This is a genomic window from Pseudonocardia sp. SID8383 (assembly GCF_009864975.1).
GTDB lineage: Bacteria > Actinomycetota > Actinomycetes > Mycobacteriales > Pseudonocardiaceae > Pseudonocardia > Pseudonocardia alni.
On record NZ_WWFY01000298.1, the window covers coordinates 17,932 to 33,267 of the forward strand.

Annotated in this window: 17 protein-coding genes and 1 pseudogene; 10 read left to right on the top strand and 8 right to left on the bottom strand. The window is 73.1% G+C overall.

The window, feature by feature from the left end:
• The first annotated feature begins 2 nt into the window (after nucleotides 1–2).
• Nucleotides 3–1,349 carry a DUF1932 domain-containing protein gene (locus GTW08_RS07065; protein WP_073577540.1) on the top strand — a complete coding sequence of 449 codons (1,347 nt, stop codon included), beginning with the start codon at nucleotides 3–5 and terminating at the stop codon, nucleotides 1,347–1,349.
• Between the two features lie 79 nt (nucleotides 1,350–1,428).
• Here the strand turns inward: GTW08_RS07065 and GTW08_RS07070 are convergent, their stop codons facing one another.
• Together GTW08_RS07070 and GTW08_RS07075 are read right to left on the bottom strand one after the other, a co-directional pair.
• A complete protein-coding gene (locus tag GTW08_RS07070; protein ID WP_073577541.1) occupies nucleotides 1,429–2,769 on the bottom strand; it encodes an SLC13 family permease in 1,341 nt (446 codons plus the stop codon).
• 7 nt (nucleotides 2,770–2,776) lie between these two features.
• A complete protein-coding gene (locus tag GTW08_RS07075) occupies nucleotides 2,777–3,562 on the bottom strand; it encodes an Asp/Glu racemase (protein ID WP_073577542.1) in 786 nt (261 codons plus the stop codon).
• A gap of 117 nt (nucleotides 3,563–3,679) precedes the next feature.
• Here GTW08_RS07075 and GTW08_RS07080 point away from each other — a divergent pair, with 117 nt between their 5' ends.
• Both GTW08_RS07080 and GTW08_RS07085 read left to right on the top strand, forming a co-directional pair.
• On the top strand, nucleotides 3,680–4,465 hold the full coding sequence (locus GTW08_RS07080) for an IclR family transcriptional regulator (protein WP_253066884.1): 786 nt from the start codon (nucleotides 3,680–3,682) through the stop codon (nucleotides 4,463–4,465).
• 129 nt (nucleotides 4,466–4,594) lie between these two features.
• Entirely contained in the window at nucleotides 4,595–5,338 is a 744-nt protein-coding gene (locus GTW08_RS07085; RefSeq protein WP_073577544.1) for a TetR family transcriptional regulator, read from the top strand.
• Between the two features lie 79 nt (nucleotides 5,339–5,417).
• Here GTW08_RS07085 and GTW08_RS07090 read toward each other — a convergent pair whose 3' ends face one another.
• The 4 genes from GTW08_RS07090 to GTW08_RS07105 all read right to left on the bottom strand — a co-directional run bounded on the left by GTW08_RS07090 (nucleotide 5,418) and on the right by GTW08_RS07105 (nucleotide 7,333).
• Entirely contained in the window at nucleotides 5,418–5,852 is a 435-nt protein-coding gene (locus GTW08_RS07090; protein ID WP_073577545.1) for a GlcG/HbpS family heme-binding protein, read from the bottom strand.
• A gap of 193 nt (nucleotides 5,853–6,045) precedes the next feature.
• Entirely contained in the window at nucleotides 6,046–6,606 is a 561-nt protein-coding gene (locus GTW08_RS07095; protein WP_073577546.1) for a type 1 glutamine amidotransferase domain-containing protein, read from the bottom strand.
• The gene (locus tag GTW08_RS32900) at nucleotides 6,603–6,995 is read right to left on the bottom strand and encodes an ANTAR domain-containing protein (protein ID WP_073577547.1); all 393 of its coding nucleotides are present in this window, start codon (nucleotides 6,993–6,995) and stop codon (nucleotides 6,603–6,605) included. The genes GTW08_RS07095 and GTW08_RS32900 overlap by 4 nt, the downstream gene beginning before the upstream one ends.
• 71 nt (nucleotides 6,996–7,066) lie before the next feature.
• Nucleotides 7,067–7,333: a hypothetical protein gene (locus tag GTW08_RS07105; RefSeq protein ID WP_073577548.1), complete on the bottom strand. Its 267-nt coding sequence runs from the start codon at nucleotides 7,331–7,333 to the stop codon at nucleotides 7,067–7,069.
• A 217-nt stretch (nucleotides 7,334–7,550) separates the two neighbouring features.
• On the opposite strand from GTW08_RS07105, the gene GTW08_RS07110 reads away from it, so the two are divergent.
• Complete coding sequence (locus tag GTW08_RS07110; protein WP_073577549.1) at nucleotides 7,551–7,853, top strand: putative quinol monooxygenase; 303 nt, start codon at nucleotides 7,551–7,553, stop codon at nucleotides 7,851–7,853.
• 322 nt (nucleotides 7,854–8,175) lie between these two features.
• On the opposite strand, the gene GTW08_RS07115 is transcribed toward GTW08_RS07110, so the two are convergent.
• Entirely contained in the window at nucleotides 8,176–9,738 is a 1,563-nt protein-coding gene (locus GTW08_RS07115; RefSeq protein ID WP_073577551.1) for an alpha/beta hydrolase, read from the bottom strand.
• Between the two features lie 136 nt (nucleotides 9,739–9,874).
• Between GTW08_RS07115 and GTW08_RS07120 the strand changes: the two genes are divergently transcribed.
• The 6 genes and pseudogenes from GTW08_RS07120 to GTW08_RS07145 all read left to right on the top strand — a co-directional run bounded on the left by GTW08_RS07120 (nucleotide 9,875) and on the right by GTW08_RS07145 (nucleotide 14,663).
• Nucleotides 9,875–10,120, top strand: coding sequence for a hypothetical protein (locus GTW08_RS07120; RefSeq protein WP_073577552.1), 246 nt, complete (start codon nucleotides 9,875–9,877; stop codon nucleotides 10,118–10,120).
• A 23-nt stretch (nucleotides 10,121–10,143) separates the two neighbouring features.
• The gene (locus GTW08_RS32905) at nucleotides 10,144–11,376 is read left to right on the top strand and encodes a histidine kinase (protein WP_161151606.1); all 1,233 of its coding nucleotides are present in this window, start codon (nucleotides 10,144–10,146) and stop codon (nucleotides 11,374–11,376) included.
• Nucleotides 11,363–11,979: pseudogene (locus GTW08_RS07130) on the top strand (response regulator transcription factor). Before GTW08_RS32905 ends, GTW08_RS07130 begins: the two are co-directional and overlap by 14 nt.
• Before the next feature lie 398 nt (nucleotides 11,980–12,377).
• The gene (locus GTW08_RS07135; RefSeq protein ID WP_346009870.1) at nucleotides 12,378–12,761 is read left to right on the top strand and encodes a hypothetical protein; all 384 of its coding nucleotides are present in this window, start codon (nucleotides 12,378–12,380) and stop codon (nucleotides 12,759–12,761) included.
• A gap of 570 nt (nucleotides 12,762–13,331) precedes the next feature.
• The gene (locus GTW08_RS07140; RefSeq protein ID WP_139282967.1) at nucleotides 13,332–13,517 is read left to right on the top strand and encodes a hypothetical protein; all 186 of its coding nucleotides are present in this window, start codon (nucleotides 13,332–13,334) and stop codon (nucleotides 13,515–13,517) included.
• Nucleotides 13,518–13,736: 219 nt separating this feature from the next.
• Complete coding sequence (locus GTW08_RS07145; RefSeq protein ID WP_073577774.1) at nucleotides 13,737–14,663, top strand: ferritin-like domain-containing protein; 927 nt, start codon at nucleotides 13,737–13,739, stop codon at nucleotides 14,661–14,663.
• Between the two features lie 88 nt (nucleotides 14,664–14,751).
• Here GTW08_RS07145 and GTW08_RS07150 read toward each other — a convergent pair whose 3' ends face one another.
• A complete protein-coding gene (locus GTW08_RS07150) occupies nucleotides 14,752–15,135 on the bottom strand; it encodes a hypothetical protein (RefSeq protein ID WP_073577556.1) in 384 nt (127 codons plus the stop codon).
• Nucleotides 15,136–15,336: the final 201 nt, after the last annotated feature.

The window sequence follows — 15,336 nt, forward strand, 5'->3', positions numbered from 1 at the left end:
TCATGCACGCCACCGTTCTGGGACTCGGCGAGGCCGGCGCCGTCTACGCCTCCGGTCTCGCGGCTCACGGATGGACCGTCACCGGCTACGACCCGGCGTCGGTCCCCACGCCCGTGGGGGTGCGGCGGGAGGCCGGTCCCGCCGACGCCGTCCGCGGCGCCGACCTGGTGCTCAGCCTCGTCGGTGGGCGCCACGCGCAGTCGGCCGCCGAGGCCGTCGCACCACACCTCGACGAGTCGGCCGTCTACGCCGACATGAACGCCGGGGACCCGGCGGCCAAGATCCTGATCGCCGACGCCGTCGGGGCGGGCCGCTTCGCCGACGTCTCGGTGATCGGGCCGGTGCCGCGCCACGGCATCGCGACGAGCGTGGTGATCAGCGGGGCCGGGGCCACGGCCGCGGCCGGACGGTTCCGCTCCTTCGGTGCCGACGTCGACGACATCGGGGGAGCCCCCGGTGACGCATCGGCGCGCAAGCTGCTGCGCACGACGTGGATGAAGGGGCTCGGAGCGCTCATCACCGAGGCGCTGCGGGCCGGGCGGGCCGCGGGTGCCGAGGAGTGGGTCGCCCGGCAGATCGACGGGGAGCTGGCCGACGGCACGGCGACCCGGGAGCGCCTCCACATCGGCACGGCCAAGCACGCGGCGCGCCGCGCCGGCGAGTCCGATGCGGCCGTCCACCTGCTCGACCAGCTGGGGGTGGCACCGGACATGACCCGCGCGACGGCGCAGCTGCACCACACCCTCGCCGACGAACAGCTCGTCGACCAGGAGGCCCTCCTGGACACCTACCGCGGGCTCGCGGTGGCGACGATCGGCGACGCCCAGGACCGCATGGGCATGATGGACGGCGGCATCCACGCCCTCTACAAGGGTGCCCGCGCGGTCGGCCGGGCCCGCACCGTGTGGGTCCGCAGCGGGGACAACGCGGCGATCCACCGGGCGCTGCAGAACGTCCGGCGCGGTGACCTGATCGTGGTCAACGGGCACGGCGACACCACGCGGGCCCTGATCGGGGAGCTCATCGCGGAGCGGGCACTGGCCCGCGGCGTGACCGGCATGGTGATCGACGGGGCGGCTCGCGACGTCGTCGAGCTGGAGAGGATCGGTTTCCCGGTGTGGGCGCGGGCGACCACGCCGGCCGGGCCGTTCAAGCACGGGCCCGGACGGATCGACGAGCCGGTCGCCGTCGGCGGGGTGGTGGTGCAGCCCGGCGATGTCGTCGCCGCCGACGACGACGGCGTCATCGTGGTCCCCGCGGCCCGCGCCGCCGCGACCGCGGTCCGCGCCCAGGAGGTGACCGCGGACGAGGAGCGACGCCGTACCGCGATCCGCGCCGGAGCGGCCTGACCCCGCGTGGCCCCGGGGATGCCGGGGCCCCGCCGGGCGCCATGGCCCGGCCCTGGGCGCCCGGTCGGCGTCGGCGACCTCAGCCGATGCCGAGCTGCACGAACAGCAGCCAGGCGACCACCGGCACGATCGCGATCATGGCGATCGCCCAGAGGAGCAGGGCGCGGAAGAACATCCGCTCCAGCCGGGGCGGCGCGCTCGCCATCAGCAGCGCGCCGCTGGTCGACATGGGACTGGTGTCCACCACCGACGAGCTGATGCCGACCGCCGTGACGACGCCGACCACCGACAGGGTCGGGTCCGCCGCGATGGGGGCGACGACGGGGCCGATCACCGTCAGGGTGCCGGTCGTCGAGGCGAACGCCGAGACCAGCCCCACGACGTAGCTGACCGCCAGCGCGGCGAGCGACGCGTTGCCGAGCCCGGCGATGCCCTCCTGGAGATCGTCGAGGGCGCCGATGGTCTCCAGCATGCCGACGTAGGTGACGATGCCGGTCACCAGCAGGATGGCCGACCAGGGCATGGCGTCGATGACGGGCTTCTGCACCGAGGGGCGCACGATGATGAGGACCAGGGCGATGACCAGCGTCGCCACCCCGACGTCGATCCCGAGCACGGTGGTGAGGACGAGCAGCGAGCCCATCCCGATGAGGGTCAGGATCCGCATCGGGGTGGCCCGGACCCGGGTGATCCCGGAGACGGCCGTGCGTTCGGCCACCGCGGTGGCCGCGCCGCCGCCCGGACCGGGCTCCCGCCCGGCCGCCGGGCTGTCGGTGTCGCCCGCCGGGTTCGCGGCGGACGACCGCCGGTCGAGCCATCCGACGGCGGACTGCACGACCGCGTAGGCGACGACGGCCAGCACCGCGTTGAACGCGAACACCGACAGGAACAGCCGCAGGGTCGCGTCGCCACCGGCCCCGGCCTGGTCGAGCATGTCGTTGGCGATGACGCCGAACGGGTTGACCGGGGAGAACGCGCCCGCGTTCGCGCCCTGGATGACGACCAGCCCCATCGCGAGCGAGCTGATCCCGAACCGGGATCCCAGGGCCAGGGCGACGGGCGCGACGATGGCGATCGCCGCCGGGGTGAACGCGCCGGCGGCGGCCAGCAGCGCGGCCAGGGCGAACATGAGGACGGGGACCAGCAGCCGGCGGCCGCCCGCGAGCCGCTCGGCCCAGTAGGCCATCAGGTCGATGGTCCCGGTCTCCCGGACGATGCCGAACAGCAGCGTCGCCCCGACCAGGATGAGGAACAGCCCGGCGGGGAACTCGCCGATGACGTCGGAAAGCGGCAGGCCGGCGGCCAGTGAACCGACCCCGAACGCCGCGACGAGCGCGAGCAGGCCTGCGCTGATGCTGGTCAGCGAACCGATGACGAACGCGGCGACGAGCACGAGGAAGGCGAGGACGGAGAGTGTCATGACGCCCTCATCCCGCCAGCAGGCGGCCGGCGCCGCTGATCGCGGGGGTGTGTCCGAGCGCCCGGAGCACCTCGTGGGTGGTCGCGGTGGCCGCGGTCACCACCGGCAGCCCGAGCTCGTCCTCCACGGCCTGGACGGCGGGCAGCGACGGCATCTGCACGCACGCGGACAGGACGACGGCCTCTGCCCCCTCGAGCCGGAGCCTGCGGGCGATCCCGGGCAGCGCACCGGGGTCGAGGCAGCCGACGGCGAGGTTGTCGTCGACCTCCAGGCTCGTCGCGTCCAGCACTTCGATCCCCGAGCCCTCGACGTAGTCGGAGACCATCCGGGTGAGCGGCCGCATGTAGGGCGTGATCATCGCGACGCGGCCGACGCCCATCCCGGTCAGCGTGCGGACCAGGGCTCCGGCGCTGCTGACGACCTCGGCGGGGTGGCCGTTGCCGGCGGCCGCCTCGGCGATCAGCCGCTCGGACTCCGCGTGCGCGCCCGGGCCCTGGGCCATGACGGCCACGAGGCAGGCGTAGGCGATGACGTCGACGTCGGCGTCGGACACGGCCACCGCGCACTCGGCGGCCTTCCCGACCATCGCGAGCAGCTCCTCGCGCGTCACGTTCTTCAGTGCCGCGCGTGCGGAGTGGAACGTGTACCGGTGCCCGGTGGCCGCGGTCTGACGGGCGAACAGCTCGGGGAGCTCGGTCTCCATCGTCGTGTTCGAGCTCGGGACGATCAGGCCGACGCGGGTCGGCCGAGGGGGCGACGCTCCGGGGGCTCCGGACTGCGTGAAACCGGTCATGTGCGGGGACCTCACTCCGTTGTGCCGTGATCTGAACCCACATAGTGGGTGGCCAACCCAGAATCCGGGCTGTAGGCTGCGATGTCAACAGGCGACCGACGGCCGGAGGGTGATCTCGTGACGGGGAGCAAGGGGGACGGGCGCGGTGGCACGCTGGTGTTGCGCAAGATCAGCTCGATCCTCGACAGCTTCACCCTGGAGTCCCCCGAGCCCACGCTGCGGGACCTGGCGAAAGCGACCGGGCTGCCGTCGAGCACGTGTCAGCGCCTCGTGCAGGACCTGGTGGCCGAGGGCTATCTCGACCGGGACGGCGACCGCTACCGGATCGGGATCGCGTTGGTGCGCTGGGCCGCGCCGGGGGCACTCGGGCTCGACGCGGTCCGGCTGCTCCGGCCGCTCCTGGCGGACCTGCGCGACCAGACCGGCGAGAGCGCCTGCCTCTACGTCCGTGACGGCACCTTCCGGACGATCGTCGCCGCCGCCGAGACCCGGCACGTCGTGATGCGGCCGTTCCGGGTCGGCATGGTCATGCCGATCCACGCCGGCGCGCCCGGCAAGGTGTTCCTCGCCTTCGATCCGGGCGCCCGGAGCGAGCTGGGGGAGGCCACGCTCGAACGGTTCACCGACCGCACCCCGGCCTCGACCGTGGAGCTGGACCGGCAGCTCGACGAGGTGCGCGCCGCCGGTGTCGCGGTGGCGTTCGGGGAGCGGCATCCCGACGTCGGCTCGGTCGCCGCCCCGGTCCGCGACCACACCGGGGATCTCGCCGTGGTCCTCGGCGTGGGGTTCCCGACCTCCCGTATCGGTCCGGCCGACGTCGAACGGCTCGTCGGCCCGGTCGTCACGGCCGCCCGCGACGCGACCCACGAGCTGGGAGGCCGTCCGCCCGCCGACCGGGGCTGAGTGCGGGGCGTCCCGTCCTGGACGGGATGCGTCCGGGCCGCTGGTAGTTCCGAGGATGGGAGGTCGGTGCATCGCCCTGCGCCGTCCCGTGTTCGTTCGGGATCACGTCGACGACTCATCGACCGCGCGGTGGACCTGGCCGGGCGGTCCCGCAGCGGTCGTGACGTCGACCCCGGGTGCGCGCCCCTCGACCCCGGTGACCTGCACGAGCTCGTGACCGCGCTGTCCTCGATCGCCTGCTGGAGACACTGCAGGGGCGCGATCAGGGGTTCACGACGCCGGGGAGAACCGGGTGGCCCGCAAGCGGGCCGCCCGTCGCCGCTCGTCGAGCACACCGCCGCCGACGTCGTCGCGGAGCGCGGCTACGAGGGTGCGGGATTCGACGAGATCGGCGCCCGGCTGGACCTGCGGGGCCCCAGCCTCCACCACTCCTACTCCTCCCAGGAGGAGCTGTTCCTCCGCACCGTGGAGAACGGGCACGCCGAGGTGCTCGACCGGCTCCGGGCGATCGCGGCGCGCGACCTGCCCGCGGGGGAGCGGCTGCGGCTGCTGTTCGTGGAGCAGGCGATCATCGAGTTCCGCGACTTCCGTGCGTTCGCCTCGCTCTTCCTGATGTCGGTGCCGGTCCCGGCGATCGCCTCCCGGCTCGCGGAGCTGCGCCGCGAGCACGGACAGGTCTTCCGGTCCCTCGCGCGTGAGGTCGCCGAGCAGCACGGCGTCCCGCCCCGACGGGCGAGCATCGCCGTGCTGCCGGCGCTGGGGGCCCTGGGCAACCTGCACTCCTGGTACCGCCCCGACGGCCCGCTGTCCCTGGATCAGATCGCGACGGAGGTCGCGGACGTCCTCCTGCAGCCCTTCCTCACCGCGGGCTGATCGGACCCGCCGGGGCCGGGACGGACGCGCGGGCCCCGAGGAGCGCCGCCACGAGGGCTCCGGTCACTCGGGCCGGTGGTCAGGCCGGGGCCGGGACGGGCCGGAACGCGGCCTCGGCGGCCTCGGCGACGACCCGGTCCTGCTCCCCGCTGCCTCCCGAGACCCCGACCGCGCCGACGACGTTCCCGTCGCTCCCGTGCAGCGGCACCCCACCGGCGAAGATCATCACTCGGCCGTGGTTGGAGCCGTTGATGCCGAAGAACTGCTCGCCGGGCTGGGAGCTCGTCGCGAGGTCGCCGGTCGGGATGTCGAAGGCCCGTGCGGTGAAGGCCTTGTTGATCGAGATGTCGATGCTGCCCATCCAGGCGTCGTCCATCCGGATGTGGGCCACCAGGTTCCCGCCCGCGTCGACCACCGCCACGTTGCTCGGAGAGCCGATCTCGTGGGCTTTCCGCTCGCCCGCGGCGATCACCCGGCGGGCCTCCTCGAGGGTCACTGTCTCGATCTGTCGCATCGTCGTGTCCTTTCGGGGCCGGCCGCCGGGTGCGGCGGTCCGGCCGGTCTGCTCGGGCAGCCGGTTCCGGAGGGGGTGCGGACGACCTCGGTCCGGCCGTCCACGCGGGCGGTGGCGATGGCGGAGGGCATCGGGTGGCGGGTCCTCCCGCAGACGGGTCCGTGTGCTGTCCGCCCCGTGCTCGGTGCGTCGGTCAGGCCCGGGCGGGCACGGCGGCGAACCGGGTGACGATCGCGGCGCAGAAGGCGGGGAGGTCGAACGGGGACCGGCTGGTGACGAACTGGCCGTCGACGCAGACCTCCTCGTCGACGACCTCGGCGCCGGCGTTGCGCAGGTCGGTGCGGATGCTCGCCCACGAGGTGAGCCGGCGCCCCCGGACCACGTCGGCCTCGACGAGGGTCCACGGGCCGTGGCACACCGCCGCGACCGGCCTGCCGGTGGCCACGAAGTTCCGAACGAACTCGACCGCGACCGGGTGGGTGCGCAGCTGGTCGGGGTTGACCGTGCCCCCGGGCAGCAGCAGGGCGTCGTAGTCGTCGACCGAGGCCTCGGCGACCTCCCGGTCGACGGTGACGGTGCCCGCGGGGTCCTTGTCCCACTCCCGGGTCCACAGCGATCCGGTGTGGATGGACAGCACCTCGACCCGGGCCCCGGCGCCGTAGAGCGCGCCGCGGGGGAGGTCGAGCTCGACGCGTTCCACGCCGTCGGCGGCGAGGATCGCGACCGTCCGGCCGTGCAGGTCCCCGGCCGTCACCGGTCGACCCCGTCCCGGACGGGCCGGCCGGCGCCGGGGTGCCCGGGCCGCTCGAGCAGGCCCTGGACGACCTCGGTGACGACGCGGCAGTGCTGCGGGAGTGCCGGTCTGCGCTCGCGGACCCGGGTGACCAGGGTGAGGGCGAGGTCGGCGAGCTTGGTGTTGGTGTGCTGGGAGATGCGGGTCAGCAGGGCGAACGCCTCGTCGGCCTCGATGCCGTAGTGGGCGACCAGGATGCCCTTGGCCTGACCGATCGCGTCCCGGGTGTGGAAGGCTCGGGCGAGGTTGTCCACCCGCCGCTGGAGCACGGTGGTCGGGTCCTGGTCGGGTCCGGTGGCCGTGCGGGGCCGTTCCCGTCCCGGGTGGTCGGTGGCGAGCTGTGGCGACATCAGGGGTGTGCTCCCCTTCCGGTGGCTGCGGTGAGCTGGTGCGCCGGGCCCGGCGGGTCCTTGTGGCGCGGTCACGACGCTAGAGAGCCCCGGGGCACCGCGATCGGGCCCGACATGGCCAGCGACACCGTCGAGGTCCGGCCCGGCGGGCCGTGGCCGCCCCGGCCGGGGCAGGCCGGCACCGGCGGTCGGAGCAGGCCGTGTGTCCGTGCCCGGGAGATCACCCGGGCCCGGTTGCGGGCCTCGAGCTCGGCGACGCTCAGGACGCGGTCGGGGGTGACCGGCGCGGCCCTGTCACCGCACCGGCGGGCGAGGCCGGGCAGGATCTGGACCTGCACTACACCGAACGGACATGGTGCGTGGTCACCGCCCGGTACGACCCGGCGGCAGCGGGGGGAGCGGGGTCGCGCTTCGGTGCCGTGACCCGGCCCGGCACGTCCAGCCACACCGCCGAGGTCGGACCCGGCGGGCCGAGGCCGCGGCCCTCCGCGCCTCCCATCCTGATCTCGGCCGGACCCGGGCAGCCGGATCGGACCACCGTCGAGGGGAGAACACATGTCGGTCGGAGTGGGACTGCTCGTGACACTGGAGGCGCGGCCGGGCAAGGAGAGCGACGTCGAGGAGTTCCTGCAGGCGGGGCGCTCACTGGTCGGTGAGGAGCCGGCCACCGTGGCCTGGTTCGCCGTCAGGCTCGGTCCGACGACGTACGCGATCGTCGACTTCTTCCCCGACGACGACGGCCGCACCGCCCACCTGCAGGGCCGGGTCGGCCAGGCGCTGGGTGAGCGGGCCGACGAGCTGTTCGCGACGGCGCCCGACATCGTGCGGCTCGACGTCGTGGCGTCGAAGCTGCCCTGACCGGGGCACTCCCGGGCGGGAACGGGTGCGGTGGATCAGCGGCCCGGGACCGCGCCCGGAGGACGGGGGCGCTCCCGGGCCGCACCCGCGCCGCCGAGGACCCGCCAGGCGCGCGACGCCACGTGTGTCAGCCCCCGTGGGTCCGAGCGCAGGATGCCGGTCGTCCGGCGGAGCGCGGTCATGGTGTCCCTCCCGGGAAGCCGGTGGTACGGCTGTCGGGCACGGCGGGTGACCGGCGGCGAGAACCGCCGCACGGCGCTGTCCCGGTCCACCGGGAGCACGGCACCGCTGATCGTGCGTGGGGCCGGGCTCCCGAGGCCGGTCAGCCGCCGCACCGCGCGCCCGGCGGCGGCGTCACGAGGTCGACGAGGTAGTCGGTGACGGCCCGGTCGACGCAGGCGTTGCCGCCGTAGAGGGCGATGCCGTGCTGGGCCGCCTCGACGGTCAGCAGGCTGCCGCCCAGAGCTCGGGCGAGGTGGACACCGCCCTGGTAGGGGGTTCCCGGGTCGTCGGTCAGCGAGAGGGTCAGGGTGGGTGGCAGCCCGGCCGTGTCGGTGCTCCAGGGGAGGGTCCGGCTGGGGGGCTCGGGCCACCCCTCGCACTCGTAGTGGGTGGGTCCGCCGGGGCGGCCGGGGTCGAGGAACGGGGCGGCTCGCCGGGCCCGGTCACGCAGTTCGGCCTGTTCGGCGGGGGTGCGGCGAGGGTTGTCCATGCAGCGGGTGGCGAGGTTGGCGTCGATGTGGGTGGAGCCGCCGTAGTGGCCGTCGGGGCCGCGTCCGAGGGCCGCGTCGCGCAGGGCGAGCAGCGTGTCGCCGCGTCCTGCGGCCAGGTCACGGAGGCCCTGGAGGAGCTGGGGGCGCTGGGCGGGGGAGAACAACGAGCTGTAGACGGCCGGGACCATGTCGGTGTAGGTGAGTGTGCGGCCGTCGGTGGTGGGGGCGGGGTGGTCGAGCAGGGGGCGGGTGAGGTCCTGGAAGACCTCGGTCGCGCGGGCCGGGTCGGTGCCCAGCGGGCAGTCCGGCTCGGTGGCGCAGGTGGCGGCGAGGCCGTCGAAGGCCTTCTGCCAGGCCGCGAACTGCGACAGACGGAGCTGTGCCTCGGAGATGTCGGGGTCGACGGCGCCGTCGACGACCATGGCGCGCAGGTTCTGCGGGAACGTCTGGGCGTACATCGCACCGAGCTCGCTGCCGTAGCTGTAGCCGAGGTAGGTGAGCTTCTCCTCGCCCAGGGCGGCGCGCAGGACGTCCATGTCCTGCACGACGTTGTCGCTCCCGACGCTGGTCAGCGCCTCGACTCCGCCGGTCGCGTCGGTGCAGCGGCGGGCGATGTCGCGGGCCCGGTCGGTGTCGGCGACATCGAACAGGTAGGTCGAGGGCAGTGCGTTGCGATCGGTCTCGGCGTCGGTGAAGCAGTCCACCCGAGGTGTCGATGCGCCGACTCCGCGCGGGTCGAACCCGATGACGTCGAAGCGTTCCCCGACCGGGACGTTGTCCCAGACCGGGCCCAGGGAGGCCACGAAGCTCGCTCCGGACCCACCCGGACCGCCGGGGTCGACCAGCAGCGAACCGATCTTCTCGCCGCGTGCCTTCGCCCGGAGCAGGGCGACCTGCCCGCGGGGGCCGTCGGGGTCGGCGTAGTCCAGCGGGACCTGGACGCGTGCGCAGTCGAAGCGGTCGTTCGCGTAGAGGGCCCGGTCGGCCGCCGAGGTGGCGAACCCGTCGCAGGGCTGCCAGGTGATCTGCTGGTCGTGGACGGCGGCGAGCTGTGGTGGCGGTGTGGTCGCGGCCGCGGCGGCTGCTCCGGGTGGGGCGGGGGCGCCGCAGGCGGCGACGGCGGTCAGCGACACCACTCCCACGGCGAGCCGGAGCAGGTGTGAGCGGAACATGTCGTCTCCTCGGGTCGATCGGGTCGTGTCCCATCGCACCCGCGCACGCACCGGTGGCACAGTGGCGTGAGGTCACCGCAGCACATGACGCCGTGTCACTACCGTCGCCGAGGAGCGTGCCGGACCGTTGACGACCATGAAGCTGCTGGACCTGGTCCTCACCGCCGTCACCGTCCTCTCCGTGACCGTGGTCATCGCCTACGTCGGACTCGCCTACGACACCGGGCTGTTCACCGTCCTGCCCGAGCCGGTCACCGCGTTCTTCCTGCGGAACGGATCCCTGCAGTGGGTGGCGCTCGCCGTGCTCGTCGTGGGGCTGATCGGCAAGACTCTGGTCGGGCGCACGCTGAAGCAGCGCCGCCCGCAGCCGACGCGGTCGTGACCGACCGCCCCACCGGGAGCCCCGTGACCGACTCCGATGCCGCCGCCGTGACCGATGTCGTCGTGAGCGATGGCGCCGACACCGGTGCGGCCGCGGGGACCGCGGCCGCCCGGGCGCGCCGGGCCGCGATGCTCACCGCCCTCGCCGCCATCGCCCCGCTGTGCGTGGTCGGTGTCGTGCTCACGGCGCACAGCTGGTGGGAGGGCCTGATCGTCGCCGTGGGTCTGGTCCTGGCCCTCGGGGTGCTGCGGCAGTGGAGCCTGGACGGCTACTCGCGCGGCGCCGTGTTCACCCTGGCCTTCACCGGGGTGAACTGGCTCGTCGCGGCCCTGAGCGCCGCGAGCCCGATCACCTTCGTGCCCTTCGCGCTCATCGGGTCGCTGCTGGTGTCCGCCCGCCCGCGTCACCGGCGGGTGTGGGTCGGTGCGCTCGCCGTGGTCGTCGCGGCGTCCGGTGCCGCGGCGCTCCTGCCCCGGCCGCCCACCGTGACCCTCGCCGGCCAGTACGTGCTCCTGCCTCTGCTCGGCACCCTGTTCGTCGCCGGCGTCATCGTCGTCTCCGAGTACGCGTGGGTCGTCGTGCGTCGTCTGGAACGGGCCCGCGAGGCCGAGCGCGAGCTGGCGGTCGCCCACGAGCGGATGCGGTTCGCGGGCGACCTGCACGACATCCACGGGCACTCGCTGCACGTCATCAAGCTCAAGGCCGCCTACGCCCAGGGCCTCGTCCGCGGCGGCGGCGAGGACGCCACCGCGACGGCCGTCGCCGAGCTCGGTGAGATCCGGGGACTCGTCGACGACGCCCTCACCCGGACCCGCGAGCTCGCCCACGCGCGCCACCAGCTCAACCTGACCGCCGAGCTGGAGAACACCCGTCGGCTGGGCGAGGCCGCCGGGATCACGGTCGAGGTCCACCACGACCCCGGCGCCGCCCCCGCCCACCCGCTGCTCGCCCAGGTGCTGCGCGAGGCCACGACCAACCTGCTCCGCCACGCCCGCCCGAGCACCGTGCGCATCACCACGTCGGCGACCCGGGTCGAGATCACCAACGACGGGGTCGCCCCCGCCGCGGACGCCGGACCGGAGCTGCGGGGCCTCGCCCGCCTGCGGGACCGCCTGGCCGCGGCCGGCGGCGACCTGGACGTGACCACCACCCCGACGACGTTCACCGTGGCGGCCCGGCTCGCGAGCCCCGGGGCGGGCACGCGCGGTACCGGCACGGCCCGACCCACGGGAGGTGGGGGCCATGGCCGGCGCTGAGCCCGTCCGCATCGTGCTGGCCGACGACGAGAAGCTGCTGCGGACCGCGATGGCGGCGCTGCTGCCCCAGGACGGGACGATCGTCGTCGTCGCCCAGGCCGAGGACGGCGACGGGGCCGTTCGGGAGACCCTCGAGCACCGTCCCGACGTGCTCGTCGTCGACCTGGAGATGCCCGGGGCCAACGGCCTCGACGCCGTCGCGCGGATCCGGGAACACCACCCCGAGCAGGCGGTGCTCATGCTCACCCGGCACGCCCGCCCGGGTGTCCTGCGCCGGGCGCTCAAGCTCGGGGTGCAGGGGTTCATGAGCAAGAGCGCCGACCCCGAGGACATCGTCGCGGTCGTCCACGAGCTGCGGGCCGGGCGTCGGTGGATCGCCCACGAGGTCCTCGAGCATCCGTGATCGACGACTGCCCGCTCACCGACCGCGAGATCGACGCCCTCGCCGAGACCCGCGAGGGCTACTCCGTGGCACACATCGCCCGCCGGCTGCACCTCGCCCACGGGACGGTCCGCAACTACCTGTCCAGCGCGATGCAGAAGACCGGCACCGCCACCCGCCACGACGCCGCGCGCCACGCGCACGAACGCGGCTGGCTCTGACGTCGGCTGGACGCCGGACCACGGCCCCGCACCGGCGTCGGCCCGTCCCCGGGTCGTGTGCTCGACTCCGGCATCCATCCCGATGCCTACTGCGTCGAGTTCACTTCTCGGTCGCGCTCCGCTGACGATCACCGAACACCGCGGCAGCGTCGATGAACGGCGCCGGACACGGTGCGCACCGATTGTCGGCCACGGTGGGCTTCGGTCGCGCGCTGCGCTCACTGCTCCGTTCGGTGTGCCGTCGCGGACGGCGCCGAGGGCGGGAGTACGGCAGGACGGTTCCTGGCCGCCGGAACCGGGAAGACCCCCGCATGTCCGAGAGCTGTCGGCAGGACCGCCGCGACGACGACCGACCGGCCCCAGAGCACCGCCGACCGGACGGTGTGTCGGACGAGGCGGTGACCACGGTGGGCAAGTTGGCCGAGGCCGTCGAGACGATCGAACGGGCCCGCGGGCACCTCTACGCCTTCCACCAGATGACCGGGTACGCCGACGAGATGCTCGACGAGGTCGTCGGCGGCCTGCGGGAGATGGGTCGCGACGATCTGGCGGACCGGATCACCACCGAGCTGATCGGGCTCAACGTCGTCGCGGGGCGGTGGAGCTTCCAGGTCGTGGAGGAGTACGACGACGGCTACTACCGCACCACGCTGGACCTGGACCGAGCGGTGCGCGACGCGTTGGTCGGTGGGCGGCGGCATCTGATGGAGGCTGAGATGAAGGAGCAGCGCCGCACGCGCGGGCGCCCGGGCCACGCCGCGCGACCGCACGAGAGGGACTGACCTCCTCGATCACGCCGAGCAGATGTCGTCGCCGGTGTCCGCCATCGGGGACGGGGTGTAGCCGGCGAGCGACCATGCCGGTCCGCTCCCGAGGGACCGGCCGCCGGTGTCGCAGGCCCCGGGCGGCAGGCAGGTGACGCATGCTTACCCGTGCTTGCCGTGAGGTGTGCCCTCGGCGAACTCGTGCGGGACCCCGAGCGTGGCCCGGCCGCAGCGGGTTTCGTTCCACGGCACGAAGTCGTTTGCGATCGTGACCAGCGTTTCCGCTAGTCACGGTGTAGTGCCCCCGGCAGGATTCGAACCTGCGGAACCCGCTTTAGGAGCTTTCACCTATCTGTTTCGATAGCCGGTGAACAGGGATTTCAGTGGCAGAGGGCCGGGCGTCAATGGCTCCACGGGGGTGAGTGGGCGCGAGTTCGCGCCACGAATGGCTCCACGCCCGGTGGCTTGGGGCTCGGTTGCGCGCTATGACGTAGCTTCGGGGGCTCATCCGACTGCCGTGGTCGCCCGGACCCTGTGCCCGCGGACGTCGAGCGCGCTGGTGGTGCGCTATCGGCAGAGAGTGTGTCCTTGGCGGAAGACGAGATCTCGCTGGAAGCCCACATCGCCCTGGTCGAGGAGCTTCCTCACCGCATCGCGACCGTGGTCGCCGCGGGAGTTCTGACCTCGTCGGAGGCGCAGGACGTCGTGTCACGGGCCAGGCTGTTGCTGCAGGCGAGGGTGGCGATCGAGAGCGCTGCCCGAGCCAGGCTCTGAGGTCCCACCGTCTGCATCCCCCATTTGGGGGATTACTGCCATGGCGGGCGTGTCGTTGTTCAGGGCAGGGGCTCCGGAGTGGCGCCCCACGAATCCCGACCTCGGAGATGCGGCCCCGGACCCGGTCGCCCCGTCGGGCCGACACGAGGAGACCTCGTGTTTCACGGTTTCACGAAGAAGTTCCTGAACGACTCGATCGAGCGCAGCACCGACAACGCGATGGACCGTCGTCGCTTCCTGCGCGCGGCCGGGCTCACCGGTGCGGGGGTTGCCGGTCTCGGTGTTCTCGGCAGCGGCATCGCGTCCGCAAGCGAGGGCGGCCTGCTGGGCGGGCTCGGTCTCGGTGACAGCGGCGGCGGCAGCGAGGACGGCGGAGTCTCCGACGCCGCCGTCCTGAACTTCGCGCTCAACCTCGAGTACCTGGAGGCCGAGTTCTACTTGCGCGCGGTCACCGGCGAAGGTCTGAAGGACTCCCAGATCGACGGCAAGGGAGACCTGGGCGGCGTCACCGGCGGCTACAAGGTCCGATTCGAGACGAAGATCGGCCGCCAGTACGCCGAGGAGATCGCGCAGGACGAGCGGGCGCACGTCGACTTCCTGCGCTCCGCCCTGGGCGAGGCCCGCGTGGCGCGTCCGGAGATCAACCTGCAGGAGGCCTTCACCGCAGCCGCGCAGGCTGCCGGGGTGATCGGCAAGAACGAGACGTTCGACCCGTTCAAGGACGAGACGAGCTTCCTGCTCGGCGCCTTCATCTTCGAGGACGTCGGCGTCACCGCTTACAAGGGCGCGGCGCCGTTGGTGTCGAACAAGACCTTCCTGGAGGCGGCCGCCGGCATCCTCGCCGTCGAGGCCTACCACGCAGGTCTGGTGCGGACCCTGCTGCTCCAGGGCGGTGCGGCCGACGTGGTCGGGAAGATCTCCGACGCCCGGGACTCGCTGGACGGGCCGTCCGATCTGGACCAGGGAATCGTCGACGGCAACGGCAACGCCAACATCGTCCCGGCCGACGAGAACTCGATCGCGTTCTCCCGGACCCCGGGTCAGGTTCTCAACATCGTCTACCTGAACCCCGAGGCCGTCACGTCGGGAGGGTTCTTCCCGGAGGGCGTCAACGGGACGGTGGACACCAGCGACGCGAACGGCTGACCCCGCGAGACCAGGTCGCCCTGACACGGAAAAGGGCCGGTTCACCACACCGTGGTGAACCGGCCCTTCTCTCTGTGGGTGGCCGTTCTCAGCCCCCGAGACCGGTGACCTGGTCGAGGACGCTCTTCTGGGCCTGCTCGGTCGAGGCGCTGTTGCCCTGCTCGTTGGTCGAGTCGATCGAGTTGTCCTGGACGACGGACTGGCTGCTGCCGCCCTCGGAGTCCTCGTTGGCGAAGTCGCTCAAGCCCAGCACGTCGGAGACGTTGAAGGCGGGGTTGAGCTGGGTCACCGGGGCGAAGCTGGAGCTGCTCTGCTCGGTGGTGGACCCCTGCTCGCCCGCCACGGTGCCCTCGGTGGTCTGGGACTGCTCGCGGGTGGAGTCGCCCTCGTCGGCGAACGCCATGCCGGCCACCCCGACGGTCATCGGAACGGCCATCGCGGAGGCGACGAGGGTACGCACGGACTTACGCATGAATGCTCTCCTCTGAATGTGATGCACAAACGGGGTAGACCGAAGTGCTGATTACGACGCTATAGGGCAGTCGCTGTTCGGAGCGCCGGGGGTGGGTGGTGAAAATCGCCGTAATGAGATGAACGAAGTGGTCTCGGTCTGCGAAGCGTCGACCTGCGCGGGGCTGTGAACTGCGAATATGCAAGACAGGCCGACTCTATG

What these genes read in the sequence shown, in the direction of transcription:
- GTW08_RS07110 (WP_073577549.1), top strand. Translation starts at nt 7,551, where the DNA reads ATGTCGGTCGGAGTGGGACTGCTCGTGACACTGGAGGCGCGGCCGGGC.
- GTW08_RS07065 (WP_073577540.1), top strand. Translation starts at nt 3, where the DNA reads ATGCACGCCACCGTTCTGGGACTCGGCGAGGCCGGCGCCGTCTACGCC.
- GTW08_RS07120 (WP_073577552.1), top strand. Translation starts at nt 9,875, where the DNA reads ATGAAGCTGCTGGACCTGGTCCTCACCGCCGTCACCGTCCTCTCCGTG.
- GTW08_RS07090 (WP_073577545.1), bottom strand. Translation starts at nt 5,852, where the DNA reads ATGCGACAGATCGAGACAGTGACCCTCGAGGAGGCCCGCCGGGTGATC.
- GTW08_RS07075 (WP_073577542.1), bottom strand. Translation starts at nt 3,562, where the DNA reads ATGACCGGTTTCACGCAGTCCGGAGCCCCCGGAGCGTCGCCCCCTCGG.
- GTW08_RS07150 (WP_073577556.1), bottom strand. Translation starts at nt 15,135, where the DNA reads ATGCGTAAGTCCGTGCGTACCCTCGTCGCCTCCGCGATGGCCGTTCCG.
- GTW08_RS07070 (WP_073577541.1), bottom strand. Translation starts at nt 2,769, where the DNA reads ATGACACTCTCCGTCCTCGCCTTCCTCGTGCTCGTCGCCGCGTTCGTC.
- GTW08_RS32900 (WP_073577547.1), bottom strand. Translation starts at nt 6,995, where the DNA reads ATGTCGCCACAGCTCGCCACCGACCACCCGGGACGGGAACGGCCCCGC.
- GTW08_RS07115 (WP_073577551.1), bottom strand. Translation starts at nt 9,738, where the DNA reads ATGTTCCGCTCACACCTGCTCCGGCTCGCCGTGGGAGTGGTGTCGCTG.
- GTW08_RS07145 (WP_073577774.1), top strand. Translation starts at nt 13,737, where the DNA reads ATGGACCGTCGTCGCTTCCTGCGCGCGGCCGGGCTCACCGGTGCGGGG.